Source organism: uncultured Roseobacter sp., from assembly GCF_947491795.1.
Lineage (GTDB): Bacteria > Pseudomonadota > Alphaproteobacteria > Rhodobacterales > Rhodobacteraceae > Roseobacter.
In genome coordinates this window covers 783850-806691 of record NZ_CANLKW010000002.1, presented here as the reverse complement: position 1 = coordinate 806691, position 22842 = coordinate 783850, and the positions used below count along the sequence as shown (strand labels likewise).

The window sequence follows — 22842 nt, the reverse complement described above, 5'->3', positions numbered from 1 at the left end:
TGGGTTAGTCCAGCGAAACCGATAGTAGAGCCTCGCGCCTGCCCTCAAGGGGGCGTGAAGCGCCCTCGTCTCACTGAAGGTGAGCCTTAAAAGCTGGCAGTCTTTGGCGCGACGGGGAGGGGCGAGCGCGGGTTTTGCAGAGCAAAGCCTCTGGTGGATTTCCAGCATTCTCCGACTACCTCCACCTCCTGCGTACACTCATCGCCCTCACCCTGCTCGCCACCCCCGTCGCCGCCTCGAAATGAACGCCCGGCCCGCCCTGCATCCTGACCCACAGCACGCCGCAGGCAAGAACTCTCATTGTCACCAGAGCCCTGAACCCAGCCACCTTTGACGCTCTGTGATGCGAGGCAAAAACCGGCCCGGCCCTGTCCTGGACGAAATGTCCGTGTAACCACGCACAATCAGGTCTTAACATCGGTCGAAAACTCGGGAACACTGGTCGTATGAAGCTGTCACTTGGTCTGTTACTTGCGCTTTGCCTGGCGGGGCTGCAATTCGTTGCTGTCACGATTGTGGTGTTTTCATCCTATGTGACGTCAGAACGTGCGCTCCTGGAACACGCCCGTGACCTGCTGGGCGACGTGGGCACGAACACCATCGAACACTCAAAAGGCTTTCTCAGCCCGGCCAAGGGCGCGGTTGAGCTTGCCACACGTCTTGCGGAAAACCGCGTGATTGCAAGCGAGGATTTTGAACAGCTGGAGCAGTTGCTGTTTCAGCAGTTACAGATATCGCCCCAGTTTGCCGGGATATTCTACGGCGATAAATCCGGCAGTTTTGTCTATGTGATGCGCAGCGAAGGCCCCGGCCCTTTCCGGTCCAAGATCATCATGCGCGAGGGCGACGTGCGCGAAACCGATCTGATCTGGCGGGACAACCAGTATGCCATCGTATCGCGCAAAGACGACCCGCAGGACACCTATGACCCGCGCGCGCGGCCCTGGTTTCAGGCGGCCGAGGCCGATCTGACAAGCATCTGGACCGATCCCTATATCTTTTTCACGTCGCAGAAACCGGGCATCACTGCGGCTTCTCCGGTGTTCAATGCCGATGGCGGGCTGCGCGGGGTTGTCGGTGTGGATATCGGCATCGACGCGATTTCGGATTTCCTGTCGCGGCTGGACATCGGGGAAAGCGGTCGCGCTGTGATCCTCAATAAAAATGGTGATGTTATTGCGCATCCGGATCAGGATCTGATCCGTCGGGAAAACGCGGATGGCACATTTCGCTTTGTGAACATTACCGAAATTGACGATCCGGTGGCACGCGCAGCCTTCAGCGGTCTGTTGTCCGGGCGGGACGTGTCTGTGGACCGCGAGGTCGCCACACGCTTTGAGTTCGGCGGATCGACCTATGTCTCTACCATCATGCCTGTGATCAGTGACGAACTGCCCTGGACCATTGCCGTTTATGCACCAGAGTCTGATTTCACCGGTCCGATCGAGGCCAACCGGGCGCAAAACATCTGGATCGCCATTGCCATTGCCATTGTGTCGGGTTTTATCGGTCTGTTCCTCGCCAACTACATCCACAAACCCGTACGCGCCTTTGCCGTTCGTTCCGCGCTTGTGTCACAGGGGGAGGTGCTGCCCACGGACCCGATGCCCAAAACTTACAGCGAACTGACCCGGGCCAATGAAACACTGGTTCAGGCAATTGCCGAGCGGAAAAGATCGAAAACTGAATACGACCGCACCTTTGATCTGGCATCCCGGGGCATGGCCCAGATAGAAGCGCGGACCGGAAAAATTCTTCGCGCGAACAAAAAACTGGCGGAAATGCTGGGGTATGAACCTAACAGGCTTGCGCAGCTGACCGTTCATGACATCTCGCACGCGGATGACCCTGTAGCGACGGTGTTTTTGAGTGACGTACAGGGCGGTGGGTCTGAATACGTACATGAAAAACGATATCTGCGTGCAGATGGTGCGCCGCTGTGGATCAGCGAAAATGTGATTGTGATCCGCGATGACACAGGCGCGCCGCTGCACGCTGTTGTTACTGTAGACGAGATTACCGAACGCAAGGCTGCGGAGCGCCGGATCCAGCAGCTGAACCTTGATCTGTCACACTCCACCCGGGTCAATGCGATGGGGCAGATGGCAACGGGTCTGGCACACGAACTGAATCAGCCGCTGGTGGCCATTTCACAGAATATGGACACGGCACTTTGCCTGTTGCGCAACGGAACAGACAACAGTGACGAGCTGGAAACGATCCTGCGCGAAACCGACCAGAGCGCTCACAGAGCAGGCGACATCATCAAGGCTCTGCGCGGATTTGTAAAAAAGGAATCTGTCGAGAAAGCCGAATTTGATTTTGCAGAACTGGTAGAACAAACGCTCCACCTGGTGCGGCCTGAAGCCAAGGAAGCCGGGATCAGCATCGTGACCGAGATCGGACCGCTTGATCCGGTTTATGGCTCAAGAGTGCAGGTGGCACAGGTCCTGGTCAACCTGCTGCGCAATGCGACGGATGCGATCGCGTCGGGCTCTGACGGAGAAAATCGCGTGACGGTTCACGCAGAGAATTCTGATACCGGCACGCTGATCACCGTAACAGATACCGGTCCGGGATTTCCGGACGGCACCAACGTTTTCGAACAGTTCCACACCACCAAAAAAGAAGGCATGGGTCTGGGGCTGTCGATCTGTCGCACAATCGTCGAGGCGCATGGTGGAGAGATCTGGTACCGGCGGGATGCCGCCGGAAGGTCACAGTTCTGCTTTACACTTGCAGCGCTCAACCCCAAACCATCGGTACATACGCGGAGTGCCGAGAGTGTCTGAGCCCTGTATTTTCATTGTCGATGATGACGATGACATCCGAGCATCGCTGTCGCGTGCCTTGCGGACCCGCGGCTACAAAACGGAAGTTTTTGCATCTGCACAGGCGTTCCTGGACAGCGACGCCGCAGACCGGCCGGGATGCATGATACTGGACTATGGCTTGCCTGGAATGACAGGGCTGGAGCTTCAAAAACACCTTCTGGAACGCGGAAGCCGTCTGCCGGTTATATTCATCACAGGACATGGCGGTGTTTCAGAGGCTGTACAGGCGATGAAATACGGGGCTGTGGATTTTCTGGAGAAGCCGTTCAGGCAGGAAAAACTGATCGAACGTATCGAGGCGGCCCTGGCCCAGGATGCCCGGTCACGCCAGAGCGAGGAAAGCTCGCGCGCCGCCCGTATCCGCCTCGAAACGCTGACAGACCGGGAGCACGAAATCGCACGGTTTCTCGTGTCAAACCCTGCGCAGAGTTCCAGCAAAGAAGTCGCGCGGCATCTGAATATCAGCCCAAGGACGGTCGATCATCACCGGGCCAGAATTCTGGATAAGATGAATGTCGCATCCGTGGCAGATCTGGTGAACCTGTGCATTGCAGCACGGCTTTTCGAGGATGCGGCACCCGTGACCACCGATAGGTAATTTTACCTAGGCAACTCTACTTATATACGTTTTGCCGCGTTTGGCGCATCCTTTGGTCACGGTGCGGATGGTGGTGGAAAAGTACCATGGCCATTATAATTTAAGAGTAATTGAGGTCGGAATTAACCGACCATCCTGGTACCCGGAAATTCTCCCCAGAATTAGATTTCCGGCAGAAATGCCTGAATGACTGGATCGCGTTACGGGCTGGACCGCATCACCGGCTCGTAACGCACCTTAATATCCCCGACATTCCAACCTCTTGCAGTGCGCGCAACGCAGCACTCAAGACGCCGGTTATCCACTTGCAGCGCTCTGCGCGTCGCGGGTCTGATCCACAACCCGCTGGATCATCGGCGCAAAATGCCAGAAATCAGGCGTCGTCATATCTTCGCGTTTTCCCGCATCATCCAGATACCTGACCGCAACAATATGCTCGAGGTTCGGTGAACGTTCAAAGTCTGCCACCTCATCCGCTGTCATGGGCCCGCCCTGCAGTTTTAATGAATGCAAAGAGGCTTCGGACAAACGGCGCAGGTATTCAGGCCGCGTTGCGCACAGATACCGTTTTGCAGCCACATGCCAGCGGACGCAGTCAGTTACAACCGATGGGAAAAACCGCTCAAGCACTTCGGCACCCGCGTCCTCGTGGTGGCGGTCTTCTGTGTCGTCCATCGTGAAAGTACCAAACTCAGAGGTGAAGTGCCCGATGTCGTGCAGCAGGGCAGCAACAATGATCTCTTCGGGCTGGTCATTCTGCTCGGCAAATGTTGCGCTTTGCAGCATGTGTTCTCCCATTGTAACGGGCTCTCCCAGATATTCTTCGCCACCCCGGCGGTCGAAGATGCCGCCCAGAAACTGCACGATGTTCTCAGATGTCAGCGTGTCTGCGTCCGGTTTCATGCATCCGCCTCCGTCTTTTTCGCCATCAGCATTGCATCCCTGAGTGACCGCAGCCCGTCTTTGTCAGCGTAGCACCCCTGCAGCCAGCGGGTACCGGTCCCGGAATACCCCCTGCGTGCGTGCAGCACGCGCGTGTTGTCGACAACAAACGCCTCTCCGGGCTCAAGGCGAAAGGCGATCTGCATGGCAGGATCATCGATGATTTCGCCCAGACGTCTGTAGGCGGCATACCAATCCCCCATAAGGTCGAAAGGCACATCTGTAACGGCTGCCAGTGAACGGTTGTTGAACCGGACGGATATGAGCTCTCCATCGGGCGCGAGGCCAATGATGGGCTGACGCGCTGTGAGGTGAACACCGGCCTCGCCGGAATACTCGAACCTGGCACAGTGATCTGCCAGCAGATCAAACCAGTACTCATTTTCTGCACGCAGGCGGGTGGCCGCAGCAAAACCGTCGACAACCATATTCTCGCCGCCAGCCGCCGAGCTTTCGAGGCAGTGCAGCACCTGGAGGGTCGGAACCGGATCACGGTACGGATTGTCTGTGTGAGCCTGTAAACCCAGTCCGGTGAAGGCAAGATTAGTTGGGTTCACCTCTGTCCGGACATCAAAATGACGACCATAGTTAGTCTCTCTCACAAACCCGAAAAGCGCCACGATATCAAAAAGAGCGCCTTCGACGACCGGCACACCACTGATCCTGCCAAAGCCGAAACGCACCAGCTGGTCCAGCCAGCCCGCCAGCGCATCGCCCCCGGCGCGGAGCGTTGCGTAGTCCGCAGCTTTCACATGGCCGGTATGGCTGGCGTCCCACAGCTTCAGGTCGTCGCCTGTCCGGCCACGGTCCGTTGCAGACGGGCGGTCATAGGCGTTCTTCATCAGCCATGCCGGATCGTATTCGACGGTTTTTTCTTCTGGTGAAAAAGTCACAGATACCTTGCCCGCCGCGAGCCGCGCGCCCTTTATGAAAGTATCGGTCGGGATATCCTGCAGGCAGTGCAGTCGCTGGCCATTCACCGGCGAGCGGGAGGCCGCGTCAGGTGCGTTGTCGCGCAACCATATTGCGTGAAACCGGGTTGGTCCTGTCGAACTGTGCAAAGCCAGAAACTGTCCCGTAGGGTCACATGTCACTCTGGTCAAACGTCGTCCTCCCGCGATTGTATCACTGGCACTTTTCATCGAATTTCTGTCGGAATCAAACGTTCTTCGACGCAGAAACGGATCATCAGTTGGCAAACAGATACAGACCGGACCGCAGGTCAGTAAGTATTAACGCATCACAGGGTACACAGGGGCTCAAATCGCCGGGTTGCGGCGGATACATTGCAAAATAACGGCGCTCTGACGGTTATGGCTGAACACTCACGACACCTCAACGAAGCCGCGCGCACCGTGGCCCTTGGTCTGCGGCGCGGCGCACTGGAGCCATTCTGGCTGATGTGCGTGGCATTGTGTATCGAGTTGCCTGTTTTCACCCTGGCCTTCTGGTTTGCGCTTTACGGATCCATACCAGATGGCAATTTCCAGCCCTTTGTCGCCGCAGGCTGGGCTGTTCTGGCAAGCCTTGGCTACGCGACCGGTATGATAGCGGTGAACGCTTATCGCAGTGCGGTGATGGCTGATGGAACTGCGTTTGCGCTGCGAACCGTAATTTGTCTTCTGCCACCGGCGACTGCGCTGCTCCTGCTGACACCGGTTACAGATACTGCTGTTGCGGTCTGGGCCACCGCGCTGAGCCTGATCACGGCAATTATACCAACGCGGATCGGCATCCAGACGGCCGTCAGATGGGTTATCGAGACCGGGCTTGTTGCACGACGCGCAATCATCGCTGGTGGCGGAGAAGAGGCTGAGCGGCTGATCCGTGGACTAAATCAACGGCCGGGAAACGACATCCGTCTCTACGGGATATTCGATGACCGGGACGACATCCGATCACCAAAGCAGGTGCTCGGAGTGCCAAAGATCGGCGGCTATGGCGATCTGGTTTCTTTTGTGCGGGCCTCAAGTGTTGATCTGGTGATCATTGCACTGCCCTTCTCGGCCGAGGCGCGGATCCGATGGCTGCTGGACGAATTCAAGGTGTTGCCGGTTGAAGTCGGCCTGTCCAATTACAGCAGAGACTATTCATTCGAGCAACCTGGCCGCGCGCCCGTTCTCGCCAAGATCAGCCGCAGTTTTGCGCCAAAATGCCGGTTGACCAAGCGGATATTTGATATCTTCTTTGCTATCTGCGCTCTGATACTGCTCTGGCCGGTTCTTGTGATCACGGCAATCGCAATCCGTCTGGAAAGCCCGGGGCCTGTTCTGTTTCGCCAGCCCCGTCACGGCTACAACAACCGTATCATTGAGGTCCTCAAGTTCCGCTCAATGTATGCCGATCAGACGGACCGCGCCGCGAAAAAAGTGGTCACCCGCAACGATCCCCGTGTCACCCGGGTGGGGCGCTTTATACGGCGCAGTTCCATTGATGAATTGCCGCAGTTGTTTAACGTTCTGCGAGGCGATCTTTCGCTGGTGGGCCCCCGTCCGCATGCTATTGACGCTCTGTCCAGCCAACAGGAACGGTTCTCGCAGATTGTGGATGGTTATTCGGCCCGGCACCGCCTGCCGCCGGGCATCACAGGCTGGGCTCAGATCAACGGCTGGCGCGGAGAAATCGACGAAGCCGAAAAACTGGAAGCCCGGTTCGAACATGACCTGTACTATATCGAAAACTGGTCCGTTTGGCTCGATTTCCGGATCCTGATGCGCACCCCGTTCAGCCTGCTCAGCAGCAAGGGCGCTTATTAAGGCGTTTCGGCTTCACCCTTAGACATCGCAAAACCCTTTTCGCCTTCGACCAGCGGAAGAGGCCGCGAAAAAGCCATTCATCGTCTATTCGCAAAGCTGCAGCAGCCCACTTGTGATCATAGTCAAAAAAATCGAAAAAAGTGTGCGGTTGGCCAAGGATTGACGCTTCACGCGCGTCTAACCAACGTGATGCGCATGAAAACAAGTGACGGAACCCTGGCCCGTGCTGCGGCGGCGGGCGATGCAGAAGCCTTCTCGGCTTTGCTGCACCGCCACTATGATGGTGTTTTCCGCCTTGCTTTCCGACTGACCGGATCCCGCGCCGAAGCAGAGGACCTGACCCAGGATATCTGCGCGGCTCTGCCGGCCAAGTTACAGCGGTTTTCCGGAAAATCACGCTTCTCGACCTGGCTCTACCGCGTGGTTGTAAACGCCACCCACGACCGGCGCCGGGCTCACGCGTCATACAAGCGCGCGACAGACGGCTGGGGTGACTGGGAAATGCACCGCAGGGCTGCTGATGCAGAAACCGACAGTCAGCTGGACTGGCTGACCCGGGCAATGCGCTCCCTGCCCGATGATCTGCGCGACACGCTGGCTCTGGTCCTGGATGACATGACGCAACGCGAAGCGGCCGAAGTTCTGGGCGTTTCGGAAGGCACTGTCAGCTGGCGCGTGTCCGAAGCCAAAAAACATATGCGTGCACTTCACGCCGCTGAGGAGGCAACGCAATGACAGATGAGCTGAATGACCTGAGAACTGCTTTGAGAGCCGCGACGCCAGCGGTTGATCCGGACAGAAAGTCAGACGACCTGGCCCTGGCGCAAAAAAACTTTGCGAATGTCCAGGAATCTCAGACGCAGGCGCGTCAAACCTCCACCAGACCCCTTAGCGGGTTGCTGAACGGAGTGACAAAAATGATGACTGTACTGACCTCGCGCGGTGGACTGACCGCAACAACGGCACTGGTAGCGGGTGGATTCCTGTTTCTTACCCCTCTGGGAAAAGACCTGCTGTCGCCAGCCGGTGACAACCTCATCCCGGCACACATTGAAGCGCCCGTCGTTTTGCAGGAAGCCGAAGGCGCAGTGGCCGCGCCGGCGGTGCAACAGCGATCTGTAGCTGAAAAAGCCGAAAGATCCGCGCCAGCAGATTTTGCGCTGATGGAAGCGCCTGCGCTGCCGGACATCCGCCCATTGCCGGTACCGGAAGCGGATACAGAGGATTTCGCGCACGCGGATGCAAACCCTCTGCAGATCACGGCTGAAAACCCGGTTTCTACATTTTCAATTGATGTAGATACCTTTTCCTACGGCCTCGTGCGGGACAGTCTGAGGCAGGGTATTCTGCCTGATCCGCAGGCCGTGCGAATCGAGGAGATGATCAACTATTTCACCTACGACTACGCGGCACCCTCCGGCGACGCACCTTTCCAACCGACGGTTTCGGTCATGCCGACCCCCTGGAACCCAGGCACGCAACTGGTGCAGATTGGTATCCAGGGCGCTCTGCCAGCGATCGACGACAGACCGCCACTCAACCTTGTGTTTCTGGTGGATACGTCCGGCTCTATGAACCACCCGGACAAACTGCCCCTGCTTGTGCAGTCCTTCCGTCTCATGCTGGGCCAGCTCCGCCCGGAAGATGAGGTTTCAATTGTGACTTATGCGGGTAGTGCCGGCGTGGTTCTGCCCGCAACCTCCGCATCAGACCAGTCAGCAATTCTGGACGCGCTGGAAAGATTGCAGGCTGGCGGATCGACAGCCGGAGAGGCCGGGCTGACGATGGCATACCGCACTGCCAGAGCCATGAGCGCACCGGGGGAGGTCAGCCGGGTCATTCTGGCAACTGATGGCGATTTCAACGTTGGTCTTTCAGACCCCGAAACGCTGAAAAAATACATCGCAGATCAGCGCGACAGCGGAACTTATCTGTCAGTGCTGGGTTTTGGACGTGGCAATCTGGATGACGCAACCATGCAGGCCCTGGCGCAGAACGGAAACGGCACCGCCGCCTACATCGATACGCTGTCGGAGGCGCAGAAAGTGCTTGTTGACCAGCTGACCGGCGCACTTTTCACAATTGCCGACGACGTGAAAATCCAGGTCGAGTTTAACCCCGCGCAGATTGCCGAATACAGACTGATCGGATATGAAACCCGCGCGCTGCGACGTGAGGATTTCAACAATGATGCCGTCGATGCGGGCGAAATCGGGGCAGGTCACAGTGTGACAGCGCTCTACGAGGTTACCCCCGTTGGCTCGCCTGCACAGCTGAGTGACCCGTTGCGATACGCGGCACCCGTGTCCACCCCACAAAACGACGAGCTGGGATTTCTGCGACTGCGCTACAAAACACCCGGAGCCACCACGAGCCGGCTTGTAGAATTGCCTGTCCCGGCAAACACCACATCCGACGGCGCACCAAGCTTTGCAGTTGCCATCGCCGGCTTTGCGCAACTCCTGCGCGGCTCCCCCTATGTGGAAGGCTGGACCTACTCTGACGCAATTGATGCCGCTGTCTCAGCGCGCGGCAATGATCCCTTTGGCTACAGGGCTGAAGCGATCAGTCTGATGCGTATTGCCCGGGGCCTGAGCGTCAAATAACGACCGCTTCACGACGCTTGACGCAGCCGGGCCTTTGGGCATAGCGTCCCGAAAAGTACTGGACACAACTGTCCAGAAACTCCGAGACGCCACCAGGGAGGCCCGGCATGAAGTCGCACTACAGAGTTGTTGTAATCGGTGGAGGCGTCGTTGGCGCTTCGGTGCTCTATCACCTGGCAAAATTCGGCTGGACTGATGTTTGCCTGATCGAGCGTTCGGTGCTGACAGCCGGGTCAAGCTGGCACGCAGCGGGTGGGATTCACGCGCTGAATGCCGATCCCAACATTGCCGCCCTTCAGGCTTATACGATCGACCTTCTCAGCGAGATCGAAGAGGAAAGCGGGCAGAACATCGGGCTGCACATGACGGGCGGTCTGACCATGGCGGGAACACCGGATCGCTGGGAATGGCTGCAGTCGGCCTACCGGACCTTTCAGTCAATCGGGATCGAGGACTGCCGCCTGGTATCCGTTGAAGAAGCCGTCGCGCTGAACCCGATCATGTCGGGCGAGGGTCTGCTGGGCGGCATGTGGGCCGACCGCGAAGGCTACATCGACACAACGGGCACGGTACATGCCTATGCAGGGGCCGCGAAAAAGCGCGGCGCAGAGGTGATAGAGCACAACCGGGTGCTGGAGCTGAACCAGACACTGCAGGGCTGGGAAGTCGTCACCGAAAAGGGAACGGTCACCTGCGAACATATCGTCAACGCCGCCGGTCTCTGGGCCAAACAGGTCGGGCGCATGGCAGGTGTGGAGCTGCCTGTGTCGCCGCTGAACCACCACTATCTGATTTCGGATACCATCCCACAGCTCGAAGAGATTGATTTCGAGGTGCCGATGACGGTGGACCTTGAGGGCTTCACCTATCTGCGACAGGATCAGAAAGGCGTACTGCTCGGCATCTACGAAATTGATCACCAGCACTGGATGATGGACGGCGCGCCATGGGAATACGGGTTTGAACTGCAGCAGGAAGACCCTGACAGGATTGAAAACGAACTGACCATGGGCTTTGAACGCTACCCCTGCCTGCAGGAAGTGGGCGTCAAAACCTGGGTCAACGGCGCCTTTACATTCTCCCCCGATGGCAACCCGCTGGTTGGCCCCGTGCCGGGCAAACGCGGATACTGGTCAGCCTGTGCCGTGATGGCCGGTTTTCTGCAGGGCGGCGGCGTCGGCAAAAGCCTCGCAGAATGGATGATCCATGGCGCGCCAGAAGCGGACGTCTACGGTATGGACGTGGCGCGTTATGGCATCTGGGCTGAAAACAAGCAGTACATCAAAGAAACCACCGGCCAGTTCTACACCCGGCGTTTCGTGATGACCTATCCCAACGAGCAGTTGCCCGCAGGCAGGCCGCTGAAAACCCCCGGTGCATATGCGGATATGTCCGCCGCCGGATGCCAGTGGGGTCAGAGCTGGGACCTGGAAGTACCGCTCTATTTTGCGGAACAAGGCTTTGAAGAAACGCCATCACTCAAACGCTCCAATGCTTTCCCGATTGTCGCGCAGGAATGTCATGCCGTACGCGATGCGGTTGGTCTGCTGGATATCTCAGGTTTTTCCCGCTTCGAAGTCTCGGGCCCGAACGCGCGAAACTGGCTGGACCGTATAATGGCATCAAAACTGCCAGCCCCCGGTCGCGCACGGCTTGCGCCGATGCTGGCCGAGGATGGGCGGCTCAAGGGCGATCTGACCGTATTCAACTGGGGCAATGGCACCTGGTGGATTATGGGAAGCTATTACCTGCGCGCCTGGCACATGCGCTGGTTTGACGATCACGTGGACGCAGGCGTCACAGTTCGCGACCTCGGAGAAGACACTGCCGGATTCTCACTTTCAGGCCCCGCCTCGTCAAAAGTGATCGAGAAACTCACCGATGGACCGGTGACCGAACTGCCTTTCATGGGATGTGGGGATTTCGACATCGGACTGTTGCGCTGCCGGGTCGGGCGCCTGTCCGTCACAGGCGAGCTTGGCTATGAGATCCACTGCCGTGCGGGGGATCACGCGACATTGCGCAAGGTTCTGCTTGAGGCAGGAGCAGATGTCGGGATCCGCGAGATCGGGTTCAATGCGTTGCTCAGTCTGCGGCTGGAGAAGAGCTTTGGCATCTGGAACGCCGAATTCACGCAGGGCTACACAGCTGGCATGACCGGAATGGATCGCTGGATCGACTGGGACAAGGATTTTGTCGGCAAGGCGGCCGCCCTGCAGGAGCGGAACGGAAACGGGCCTTCCAAACGGCTCGTCACCCTGGAGATTGAGGCGGGTGACGCGGATGCCAGCGGGTATGAGCCGATATGGTCTGGTGGCCAAAAGGTTGGCTTTGTTACGTCCGGCGGCTTTGGTCACACCACCTGCAAATCACTGGCGATGGCTCTTGTTGACACGGCGCACTGTGCGGCAGGGACCGGGCTCTCGGTTCATGTGGTCGGTGTTGAACGCAAAGCAACCGTGATCACTCCCTCGCCGTATGATCCGGAGGGCAAGGCCATGCGCGGATGAATACGGTGGAAAACCAGGGTCGGCGCAGGACCAGACGCGGAGGGAGCGGCGGCAGGACCGCGCCGGTGCGCGACGTAAACTATCGCAATCTGCGCAACCCGTTCCCCCCCGCTGCCATCTTCTCCGAAGACAGGGTCAGCGCAATACACGAGGCCGCCCTGTCGGTTCTGCAAGACCTTGGGATCAGGGTCCTGCTGCCAGAGGCGCGCCGCATCTTTGCCGCCGCCGGTGCCCGCGTTGACGAAGAAAGCGAAATGGTCTGGATCGGAGGGGACATCATCACGGCGGCCCTAGACAGCGCGCCAAAGTCCATTTCCGTGCGTGGCGGTGCGCGACACCGCGATCTGGTGCTGGAGCAGGGCGCGCTGATTTTCCAGCCCGGTGCAGGAGCACCGCACGCGACCGACAGGGTGCGCGGCAGACGACCCGGGACAGGTGAGGATTTTCGCGAGCTGATCCGTCTGACCCAGCACTTTGATGTGCTTCACATGGCCCCGCCTCTGGTCGAACCGCAGGACGTACCGGTGCACCTGCGTCACTACATGACCATGGAAACCATGCTAAGCCTGTCTGACAAGACACCGTTCATCTATGCGCGTGGGACCCCACAATCCGAGCAGTGCTTTGAAATGCTGAAGGATTTCCGTGGCCTGTCGGATGATGAATTCATGGCAGAAAGTCATTGCTACACAATCATCAACACCAACTCGCCCCGTCAGATCGACACCCCAATGGCGCAGGGCCTGATCGATTTCGCGCGCGCCGGGCAGGTCAGTATCGTGACGCCCTTCACGCTCATGGGGGCGATGGCGCCGGTGACCGTCGCCGGAGCCATAACACTCAGCCATGCCGAAGCACTGGCAGCAATCGCACTCACCCAGTTGGTCAGGCCGCGCGCGCCGGTCTGCTATGGGACCTTCACCTCTAATGTGGATATGAAATCCGGGGCTCCGGCGTTCGGCACACCGGAACACTTCAAAGCCAGTCTTGCCGCCGGACAACTGGCCCGTCTGACCGGGCTGCCCTGGCGATGTGCGACGGGTGCGGCAGGAAACATCAGCGACGTTCAGGCAGCACATGAAACGCAGATGGGGCTGTGGGGGTGCCTGATGGCGGGTTCAACCGTGGTCATCCACGCCGCCGGGTGGCTCGAAGGCGGTCTTTCCGTGTCCTATGAAAAGTTCATCACGGATATTGAGGTTCTGCAAATGATGGCAGAGCTCTGCGCAGAGACACCCGCAGAAACCGCCGATATTGCACTGGAAGCGCTGGCCGAGGTTGCACCCGGCGGTCATTTCTTTGGCGCGGCCCACACGATGGAGCGATACCAGACAGCCTTTTATGAACCCCTCATCGGGGATCTGTCCAATTTCGGCACCTGGCAGGAGAACGGCGCGGAAGACGCCACCACCAGAGCCACGAAAAAATGGCAGAGCATTCTGAATGACACGCCCGGCCCAAAGGTCGATGCAGATGCTCTGGAACGTCTGCACGAATGGATCCGCCACAAGACAGACGCGGGCGAAGCACCGCCGGAAAGCTGAAACACCGGGCGGCACGGCGCTCGTCTTCGGAACTGCGAAAAGCGCATGATAGAGCAGCACAAGACAGCGAGAGACCCATTCAATCCGCGCGCAGGCCGGATTTCCTGTTTCATTTCAGCCAAAAAGCCCTATCTCAGGGTCTTGATTACCATTTTCTGACAAGGGCTGGATATGAGCCGCAAGGACCGCTGGTTTCGCCTGAGCTGCGTTTTTTTGACTGCAGCAATTACCTGTTTTGGCACGCACGCCCCGGCGCAGGGGCGGGCCGCAGCCGTAGGTGTGGAAACCGTTGAATTTCAGAGCATTGCAGAAACGGTGCCACTGTTTGCCGAGGTCGTTACATCGCGCGAAGGCACCATTGCCAGCCGGATTTCCGGCAATGTCGAGAAAGTCCATGTGCTGGAGGGCATGAGCGTGTCAGAAGGCGGGGTTATCGTGGAACTGGACACAGAGCTGTCCCAGATCCTTGCCCGTCAGGCCGAGGCACGCCTTGCTGAGACCAGCGCCGGGATTGTTACCGCCCGCGCCCGCGTTGACCGCGCCACCAAAGCGCTGGGACGCATCGACGGGCTGCGCGACACCAACGCTTTTTCTTCCAGCCGGTTTGACGAAGCACAAAGCGACCTGTTCGAAGCCCGCGGCCTTCTGGCCGAGGCAGAGGCCCGTGTCAGCAGTGCTGAAGCCGCCCGGGCAGAGGCCCAATACCAGCTGGAGCGCGCACAGATCACAGCGCCCTTTGCTGGTATCGTTCTGGAAGTAAACACCAACCCGGGTGAGTTTATCAGCTCCGGCGCGCCCGTTGTTACCCTGTTGGATACCAGCTCATTTGAAGTGGAGGCCTCGGTGCCCGCGCGGTATATCGGCACCCTGTCCCCGGGACTGGCTGTGTCGGGACAGACAGAAACCGGTGTCGAGCTTGAGATGACAGTCCGGGTGCTCTTCCCCGTAGAAGATCAGTCGACACGCACGCGCCCTGTGCGTTTCACCGCCCCGCAACTGCTCGACATGGCAGACACTGCCATCGGGCAGTCAATTACCGTTTCGATACCTGTCAGCAAACCACGCGATGTGCTGTCCGTGCCCAAGGACGCTCTTGTCCAGGCACGCGGCGGCTGGACGGTTTTCGTCAGTGAGGACGGCAAGGCACAGCCCCGGCAGGTACAGATCGGTGTCGCTCTCGGGGACAGGTTTGAGGTGCTCAGCGGTCTGAGCGAGGGCGAAGTCGTTGTCACGCGCGGCAATGAACGACTGCGCCCGGGACAGGATATCGCGCCCATGGGCGGCGGGGATCAGGGGTAACTGCGATGGATATCATCCGCTTTGCGATCGACCGCCCGGTAGCCGTAATGGCCGCCGTCATCATGGCGGTATTGTTCGGAATTATTGCCGTGACGCGCATTCCGATCCAGCTGGCACCTGATGTACGCAAACCCATTGTTGTGATCACGACCAACTGGCCCGGTGCCGCCCCCTCTGAAGTCGAGCGCGAGATCATCAACCCGCAGGAGGAAGCGCTGCGCGGGCTCGAGGGCCTCGATATCATGACATCGCGCGCGCGCACCGGCGAAGCAGAGGTGACGCTCGAATTTGGCATTGGCACTGATATGGGTCAGTCGCTCCTGCTGGTTTCCAACCGACTGGACCGCGTCGGCGATTACCCTGATGAGGCAGGCGAGCCGTCGCTGGACACCTCGGGCGCAGACGACAGCCCGATTGCCTGGGTCCTGCTGACCGCAGCGGACGGCAATACGCGCGAAATGCCCACCTATGGGGACTTTGTTGAAGATATCATCAAAGACCGGGTGGAACGGATCGAGGGCGTCTCTGCTGTCAACGTTTTTGGCGGAGTCACGCGCGAGTTGCAGGTCGTTGTCGACCCTCGCCGCCTGTCGCGGTTTGACCTGACGGTGCCAGAGGTCGTGCGGATCCTGCGCAGCGAAAACATTTCTCTGTCTGCAGGCGATGTAGAGGAAGGCAAACGCCGTTACATCGTGCGCGCCGAAGGCAACCTGAACACAGCGGAAGCCATCGAACAGGTCGTGCTGCGCTCGGATATCGGTTCGGGCGGTTCGGGCCGTGTGCGCGTGGGCGATATCGCAGAGGTAGGATTTGCCTATCAGGATCCGACCGCGCGCCTGCGGTTTCGGGGCGCGCCCGGTCTGGCCTTTAACATCGTGCGGGAACCCGGTGCGAATGTGATCGAAACGATGGATTCTGTCCGCACAGTTCTGGCAGAACTGAACGAAGGGCCAGTCACGGACGCTGGTCTGAAAATGCGTCAGGTCTATGACGAAACCGTCTACATCGACGGCGCGATCCGCCTTGTTACCCAGAACATCTGGATCGGCGGTTTGCTCGCTGCCGGCGTACTCCTGCTGTTTTTACGCAGCATGCGTGTCACGCTGGTGGTCTCGTTGGCAATCCCGGTGAGTATCGTGGCGACTTTCGTGGCGATGGCCGCGACCGGGCGGACTCTGAACGTGATCTCACTCGCCGGTATTGCCTTTGCGGTCGGGATGATTGTGGACGCCGCAATCGTGGTTCTGGAAAACATTTACCGGCTGCGGGAACAGGGCAAAAACCGGCGCGAGGCCGCCTATCTGGGCGCGCGACAGGTCTGGGGGGCAATTCTTGTCTCTGCGCTGACAACAGTGCTGGTGTTCATTCCGATCCTCATCATGCAGCTGGAGGCCGGCCAGCTGTTCCGTGACATTGCGGTTGCGATCTCTGTCTCGGTGCTCCTGTCACTGGTTGTGGCCGTGACCGTGATCCCCGCACTGGCCAGCAGGCTGCTCAGGCGTGGTGAGCAGAAAACCCTGCGAATCTGGGGCCTCGACCATCTGGCCGGCGGGTTTCACAGGCTGGTCATGTCCTATGTGCGCCTGACAGTGCGGTTCCGAACGATCGGCCTGGCGATGGTAACTCTCATCGCAGGCGGTGCTGCAGTTGCAAGTTTCGTGTTTCTGCCACGGCTTGAATACCTGCCCGAGGGCAACCGAAACCTTGTATTCGGCCTGATCATTCCACCGCCGGGGTACAATCTGGACACCACACAAACGATCGCCCAGCGCATCGAGGCCGTGGCGCAGCCCCTGTGGGAAGCGGCTCCCGCCCCGGCGATGGAAGACGGAACACCAACCATCGAGAACTTCTTTTTCGTGGCAACGCCGGGCAACAGCTTCGTGGGTGCAGCGGCGGTCGATGGCAGCCGGGCAAGTGATCTGATCCCCGTGCTGTCCCGCCCGATCTTTGCCGAACCCGGCACCTTTGGGTTCATGACCCAGCCGTCGCTCTTTGGTCGCGGGGTCGGTGGTGGCCGGACCATTGAGCTGAATATCTCCGGCCAGGATCTTGATGAAATTCTGGCAGTGGCCGGACAGGCCGCAGGCACGATTGCCGGTCTTCTGCCACGCTCAGAAGGTCACCAGTTCCGCCCGATTCCGGGGCTTGAGCTTGGGGCACCCGAAGTGCGTCTGGTGCCTGACCGGCTGCGACTGGCGGATGCAGGGCTGACCGCCTCTGATCTTGCGACAACGGTTGACGCCTTTAACGACGGATTGCGCGTGGCCGAAATCACCGTGGGCGCTGAACGACTGAACCTGATGCTCAAGGGCGATCCGGGATTGCAAACAGCACAGCGGACACAGGACATCGGCAATTACCCTGTTGTAACACCGTCCGGCGAGATCGTTCCGGTCTCGGCGCTCGCCGACGTCGTTGTAACGGCAGGTCCCACCGAAATCCGGCACCGTGACAGGCTGAGGACGGTCACACTCGAAGTACGGCCCTCAGATGCTCTGCCACTTGAAGCAGCGGTCGAACTGCTGGAGACAGAAGTGGTTGATGTGCTGGAGGCGCGCGGTCTGCCAAACGGCATCCGGGTCAGTGTTTCCGGCACCGCCGACCAGCTGAGTCAGACCTGGGACGCCATCCAGATCAACCTTGCTGTTGCTCTGGTCATCGTCTTTCTTGTGATGGCCATTCTGTTTGAGAGCTTTGTACTGCCGCTGGTCATTTTGATCTCTGTGCCCGTGGCGGCAGCCGGTGGCGTCGGCGGGCTTGCGCTGCTCAACACCTTTCAGACGCAGCCGCTGGATATGCTGACCCTGCTGGGCTTCATTATTCTGGTGGGCATCGTCGTGAACAACGCGATCCTGATTGTACACCAGACACTCTATCACCTGCGCGACGAAGGCATGGCCCCGGTGGATGCCATCGAAGAAGCGACGCGCAACCGGATCCGGCCGATCTTTATGTCCACCCTGACATCGGTCTTTGGCATGATGCCGCTGGTTGTCTTTCCCGGCGAGGGTTCCGAGCTTTACAAGGGGCTTGGCGCGGTTGTTGTCGGGGGCCTGTCCATGTCGGCGTTTCTGACGCTGCTGACAGTTCCACCGCTGCTGCGCCTGTGCGTCCGGGCCCCGCGTGAAGACGAGGAAAGCCTGTCCCGTGCACCCGCCGAATAGGCTACCTGCGCCAGTGAAAGGGCACGATAATCAGCGCGCCGACCGAAGACGCGATGGCGTTCATACCGGGGCTGCCAAAGCCCAGGCCAAACATCAGCGTCACAAAGTAAAAGACAAACGCACCGCCGACACAGATAACGATGCTCTGCAAAACCCCGTTGTGCGTAAAGCCGGACCGTTCTGACAGGTACCCGACGATGCCTGCAATAACGACGGTTCCGATGAGTGTCGGGAACATGAGCCGGTCTCCTATAACGAGTGATGAAGTATTCAAAGCATAGTGCATCATGCAACACGTCGAAATCTATGATTTCAGGCCGCGTTGCGTGAGCCGGGTTTTTCGGTTGACGCGTTAAAACGCTGTGCCAGGGGCCAGCGGCCAGCCCCGCAGAAACTCTTCGGCTGACTGGGCACCCCTGCCCGCGCGCTGCAGTCGTGTCAGCTCCACGGCACCTGCGCCGCAGGCAACACGCAGGGGGTTGATCAGGACAGTGCCCGGCACACCATCGCCCTGTGCCCGCCGCGCGCCAAGCACCTTGATGCGGGTACCATTGTGTTCCGTCCAGGCCCCGGGAAACGGTGACAGACCACGGATCTGCCTGTCCACCTGAGCTGCGGGAAGGGTCCAGTCAATGCGGGCCTCGGCCTTGTCGATCTTTGAGGCATAGGTCACACCGGCTCCCGGCTGTGCAACAGGTGTAAGACCGTCGGGATCCGCCAGTGCTGCTACAATCAGTTCCGCGCCCATCACGCTCAACCGGTCGTGCAGCTGCGCTGTTGTCTCTTCTGTGTCGATTGGCGTGGCCCTGCGCAGCAGGACAGGCCCGGTATCCAGCCCCGCCTCCATCTGCATGATACACACGCCTGTTTCAGCATCCCCTGCCATAATCGCCCGGTGAATGGGCGCGGCACCGCGCCAGCGGGGCAAGAGACTCGCGTGGATGTTCAGGCATCCACGTGCCGGCGCGTCCAGGATCGCCTGTGGCAGGATCAGCCCGTATGCCACGACCACGGCAATTTCTGCCTCCAGCGCCGCAAAGTCAGCCTGGGCTTCTGTGGTTCTGAGAGATACCGGGTGCCGGACTGTCAGGCCCGCGTTCCGGGCAGATATCTCCACCGGGCTGGGGCGGTCCTTTTTGCCCCGGCCTGCAGGACGCGGCGGCTGGCAGTAGACGCATGCAATTTCGTGACCCGCTGCAATCAGCGCCTCAAGAACCGGAACCGAAAAATCCGGGGTGCCCATGAAAACAACACGCATTCCGGTTCCTGTCAGTTTTTGATCTTGCGGGCGCGCCGCAGAAACATGTCGCGTTTTACTTTGCTCAGACGGTCGAAATACATGCGACCGTTCAAATGGTCGATCTGATGCTGAACGCTGGTCGCCTCAAGCCCTGCAAAATCACGCCGCACCCATGTGCCGCTTTCATCCATGAACCGTACCGAGACGCCGCGGGGCCGTTTAATGGCCGCATAAATACCGGGCAGATTGGGGCTGGCCTCTTCGTGCTCGTTCAGCACTGCAGAGGCATCGATGATCGTGGGGTTCGCCAGCCGGATCCGCTTGTTGCGGTTGTCCGAGGCATCGACCACCGCCACCTGCAGCATCACGCCGATCTGCGGAGCCGCAAGACCGACGCCTGGCATCGCATCCATTGTCTCAATCATATCATCCCACAGGCTGCGGATGTCGTCTGTGATCCCGGCCACCGGCTCCGCTGCTGTGCGCAGGCGTTTGTCGGGCCACCTGAGAAATGGCCGCACCGTCACAGGGACGCCCCGGCATATTCCTGCAGCAGCCGTGCGCGCGCAGAAGGGTCCAGATGATCCAGGGTGACGCGTCCGTCCAGATGATCCAGCTCGTGCTGGACACAGGCCGCCTCAAACCCCTCGAACCATGCGTCCTGTGCGGCACCTGTCAGATCATGCCAGGCCAGGCGCACGCGACCCGGTCGGGCAACACCGGCGCTCACACCGGGAAGAGACAGGCACCCCTCGTCCTGTGTGACAAGATCACTGCCGGTTTCCCTGATTTCGGGATTGATAAAGATCCTCGGGTTCCGCTCTCCGTCCTTCCAGGTGGTGTCCATCACAAAAAGCCGGATCATCGCCCCGATCTGTGGCCCCGCCAGTCCACGCCCGGGCGCCGCATACATGGTTTCCAGCATATCATCCGCCAGTTGTCGGATATCCGCACTGATCTCCCCCACCGGCGCGCAGACCTGCGACAGGCGCGGGTCTGGCCACAAAAGGATCTGCAGGACGCTCATGAGCGTGCAAGCTCCCGCTTCAGCTTGACCATCTTGCGCGTAATCATCTGGCGCTTGAGCGGCTTGAGATAATCGATGAACAGTTTGCCATCCAGATGGTCGATTTCGTGCTGCGCGCAGGTCGCCCAGAGACCTGTAAAGTGTTCGGTCTGTTCCCTGCCATCCCGGTCTATCCAGCGGACATCGACCTCGGCCGGGCGGGTTACATCCGCGAACTGGTCCGGGATCGACAGGCACCCTTCCTCATAGACGCTGGTCTCATCCGACGATGCGATCACCTCCGGGTTAAACATCACCAGCGGGCGCGGCTTTTCGCTCTCGCCTTTTACACAGTCCAGAACAATGAGCCGCTGCAGAATGCCCACCTGCGGCGCCGCCAGACCAATCCCGGGCGCCTCATACATTGTTTGCAGCATGTCATCCGCCAGCCTGCGCAGATCGTCTGTCAGGTCCGTCACGGGGTCTGCCGTCTTTTTCAGGCGTGGGTCAGGGTGGAGCAGAATATTTCGTTTCATGGGGCTGATGTATGCCAACACTTCGTGACCTGCAATAAGTTGGGGTTGCGCGGCATCTGTTTCCAGCTATCAAAGCCGGGTTCAATAAGGAGTTCGGTATGAGCAGCGCACACAGCACAGATCCACGGTTTCACACAGTGATTGACCGGCGGGGCACGCATTCGTCCAAATGGGACTACATGGATGCCTACTGTGGTGTGACAGCGGACGATGCTCTGGCGATGTGGACCGCGGACAGCGACTGGCAGACAGCGCCCTGCGTGCTGGATGCGCTGCGCCGCGATCTGGAACACGGCGTTTTCGGGTATATGCCGCCGCATGAGGCCTATCACGATGCGATCCGCTGGTGGATGGGCAGCCGCCACAACTGGGACATCCGCAACGACTGGATCCTGACAGCTCAGGGACTGGGAAATGCCATCGCCGTCGTGATCGATGTCTGCAGTGAACCGGGCGATCACGTTGTGACGTTCAACCCGGTTTACCACGAGTTTCGCGTGAAAACCGAAAAATCCGGACGTCATGTAACGGAATGCCCGCTGGCGCGGGAGGGTGACCGGTACATGCTGGATCTTGAAGACGCGCAGTCTCGCATGACGGGCAGGGAAAAGGTGTTGCTGTGGTGTTCACCCCAGAACCCGTCAGGCCGCGTCTGGTCCGCCGAAGAATTGCGCAGCGTTGCCGAATTTGCCGCGCGCAATGATCTCATCATTGTCTCGGACGAAGTGCATCACGATCTGGTTTTCCCGGGCAATACATTTGTGCCGATGCACACCGCAGCGCGGGAACACGAGGACCGTCTGATCGTCGCGACAGCGGCCTCTAAAACGTTCAACATCGCAGGCCAGCGCACCGGTAACATGATCATCCCCGATGCTGCCCTGCGCGGGCGCATTACGCAGCGCCTGCGGGCGCTGGACTACAAGCCGTCAGGTCTGGGTGTTCAGATGATCACGGCAGCCTACAGCCCTGCCGGTGCGGAATGGGTGGATGCGCAGGTCGAATATCTGATGGGGAACACTGCCGTGTTTGACGCGGCAATAAACGCCATCCCCGGCGTCCGCTCGCTGCCATTGCAATCGACATATCTGGCCTGGGTCGATTTTTCCGGCACAGGCATGACGTACGAGGAAGTCTGCCGCCGTGTGCATGATGATGCCCGGATCGCACCCAGCGACGGGCCCGCTTTCGGTGCGGGTGCCGAGATGTTTCTGCGGTTCAATCTGGCCGCGCCCCGCGCCCGGATCGAAGAAGCCTGCAAACGCCTGGCAGAGGCGTTCGGCGATCTGCAGTAATCAGCGGCGCGCGTCGCTGATCAGCGCGACCGGTGCATCTTCAGGCAGCTCAAAATCCAGTGCGGCGCGGTCGGCCACGGCCGTCGCCCGCTTGAATTCATAGAGCATCTCGCCCGGCGCATCTTCGGCCGCGACGATCAGACACTGAAACATATGAATACTGCCATCATAGAGATCGACAAACCCGCGCAGAGCCGGACCGCCGGCTTCGGTCGCGAACCCTGTTTTCCACATGCGCAGCACGGGGAACTGGCTGCCATCAATGTCCACTCTGAGCCGCGAGGATTTCCTGAGGGCGTCGGAACGCGCCCGGTCGAGGCCCGCCTGAATTTCTTTGGAAAATAACGCTTCCATACTCTTTACTCCGCTGTTCCCCCGGGGGTGACCCTGCCCCATTCCGATTAAAAATCAAGTTAACTTTTTGTAATACAACCAGAGGTTTATGCACTCTTGCGGCAGTCACTGTGCGCAGACAGCCGGTTGCCACCTGCCCGCCCGGGCTTACTTTA

At 59.3% G+C, this 22842-nt stretch carries 18 protein-coding genes; 10 read left to right on the top strand and 8 right to left on the bottom strand.

The features are described from left to right. Nucleotides 1-446 precede the first annotated feature (446 nt). On the top strand, nt 447-2792 hold the full coding sequence (locus Q1A34_RS10825; protein ID WP_300033659.1) for a cache domain-containing protein: 2346 nt from the start codon (nt 447-449) through the stop codon (nt 2790-2792). Next, a complete protein-coding gene (locus Q1A34_RS10820) occupies nt 2785-3432 on the top strand; it encodes a response regulator (protein WP_366942825.1) in 648 nt (215 codons plus the stop codon). The genes Q1A34_RS10825 and Q1A34_RS10820 overlap by 8 nt, the downstream gene beginning before the upstream one ends. A 297-nt stretch (nt 3433-3729) precedes the next feature. Here the strand turns inward: Q1A34_RS10820 and Q1A34_RS10815 are convergent, their stop codons facing one another. Beyond that, entirely contained in the window at nt 3730-4335 is a 606-nt protein-coding gene (locus tag Q1A34_RS10815; RefSeq protein WP_300033656.1) for an HD domain-containing protein, read from the bottom strand. Further along, entirely contained in the window at nt 4332-5468 is a 1137-nt protein-coding gene (locus Q1A34_RS10810; protein WP_300034121.1) for a TauD/TfdA family dioxygenase, read from the bottom strand. Before Q1A34_RS10810 ends, Q1A34_RS10815 begins: the two co-directional genes overlap by 4 nt. A 219-nt stretch (nt 5469-5687) precedes the next feature. On the opposite strand from Q1A34_RS10810, the gene Q1A34_RS10805 reads away from it, so the two are divergent. From Q1A34_RS10805 to Q1A34_RS10775, 7 genes are all read left to right on the top strand, one after another. Beyond that, nucleotides 5688-7130 (top strand): exopolysaccharide biosynthesis polyprenyl glycosylphosphotransferase, encoded by a 1443-nt coding sequence (locus Q1A34_RS10805; RefSeq protein WP_300033654.1) that lies wholly within the window; start codon nt 5688-5690, stop codon nt 7128-7130. A 195-nt stretch (nt 7131-7325) separates the two neighbouring features. Further along, nucleotides 7326-7865 carry an RNA polymerase sigma factor gene (locus Q1A34_RS10800; protein WP_300033652.1) on the top strand — a complete coding sequence of 180 codons (540 nt, stop codon included), beginning with the start codon at nt 7326-7328 and terminating at the stop codon, nt 7863-7865. After that, the gene (locus Q1A34_RS10795) at nt 7862-9736 is read left to right on the top strand and encodes a VWA domain-containing protein (RefSeq protein ID WP_300033650.1); all 1875 of its coding nucleotides are present in this window, start codon (nt 7862-7864) and stop codon (nt 9734-9736) included. Before Q1A34_RS10800 ends, Q1A34_RS10795 begins: the two co-directional genes overlap by 4 nt. 107 nt (nt 9737-9843) lie before the next feature. Then, a complete protein-coding gene (locus Q1A34_RS10790; RefSeq protein ID WP_300033647.1) occupies nt 9844-12246 on the top strand; it encodes an FAD-dependent oxidoreductase in 2403 nt (800 codons plus the stop codon). Beyond that, entirely contained in the window at nt 12243-13790 is a 1548-nt protein-coding gene (locus tag Q1A34_RS10785; RefSeq protein ID WP_300033645.1) for a trimethylamine methyltransferase family protein, read from the top strand. Before Q1A34_RS10790 ends, Q1A34_RS10785 begins: the two co-directional genes overlap by 4 nt. 171 nt (nt 13791-13961) lie before the next feature. Then, entirely contained in the window at nt 13962-15089 is a 1128-nt protein-coding gene (locus Q1A34_RS10780) for an efflux RND transporter periplasmic adaptor subunit (protein ID WP_300033643.1), read from the top strand. Nucleotides 15090-15094: 5 nt separating this feature from the next. Beyond that, nucleotides 15095-18256, top strand: coding sequence for an efflux RND transporter permease subunit (locus Q1A34_RS10775; RefSeq protein ID WP_300033641.1), 3162 nt, complete (start codon nt 15095-15097; stop codon nt 18254-18256). Between the two features lies 1 nt (nt 18257). On the opposite strand, the gene Q1A34_RS10770 is transcribed toward Q1A34_RS10775, so the two are convergent. The 5 genes from Q1A34_RS10770 to def (Q1A34_RS10750) form a co-directional block, all read right to left on the bottom strand. Beyond that, nucleotides 18258-18494 (bottom strand): hypothetical protein, encoded by a 237-nt coding sequence (locus tag Q1A34_RS10770; RefSeq protein WP_300033639.1) that lies wholly within the window; start codon nt 18492-18494, stop codon nt 18258-18260. 114 nt (nt 18495-18608) lie between these two features. Continuing rightward, on the bottom strand, nt 18609-19514 hold the full coding sequence (gene fmt / locus Q1A34_RS10765) for a methionyl-tRNA formyltransferase (RefSeq protein ID WP_300033637.1): 906 nt from the start codon (nt 19512-19514) through the stop codon (nt 18609-18611). 11 nt (nt 19515-19525) lie between these two features. Further along, the gene (gene def / locus Q1A34_RS10760) at nt 19526-20023 is read right to left on the bottom strand and encodes a peptide deformylase (protein ID WP_300033635.1); all 498 of its coding nucleotides are present in this window, start codon (nt 20021-20023) and stop codon (nt 19526-19528) included. Next, entirely contained in the window at nt 20020-20523 is a 504-nt protein-coding gene (gene def, locus Q1A34_RS10755; protein ID WP_300033634.1) for a peptide deformylase, read from the bottom strand. The genes def (Q1A34_RS10760) and def (Q1A34_RS10755) overlap by 4 nt, the downstream gene beginning before the upstream one ends. After that, nucleotides 20520-21038, bottom strand: coding sequence for a peptide deformylase (gene def, locus Q1A34_RS10750; RefSeq protein WP_300033632.1), 519 nt, complete (start codon nt 21036-21038; stop codon nt 20520-20522). The genes def (Q1A34_RS10755) and def (Q1A34_RS10750) overlap by 4 nt, the downstream gene beginning before the upstream one ends. 98 nt (nt 21039-21136) lie before the next feature. On the opposite strand from def (Q1A34_RS10750), the gene Q1A34_RS10745 reads away from it, so the two are divergent. Beyond that, on the top strand, nt 21137-22333 hold the full coding sequence (locus Q1A34_RS10745; protein WP_300033630.1) for a MalY/PatB family protein: 1197 nt from the start codon (nt 21137-21139) through the stop codon (nt 22331-22333). Here Q1A34_RS10745 and Q1A34_RS10740 read toward each other — a convergent pair whose 3' ends face one another. Next, the gene (locus tag Q1A34_RS10740; protein WP_300033628.1) at nt 22334-22687 is read right to left on the bottom strand and encodes a hypothetical protein; all 354 of its coding nucleotides are present in this window, start codon (nt 22685-22687) and stop codon (nt 22334-22336) included. Nucleotides 22688-22842: the final 155 nt, after the last annotated feature.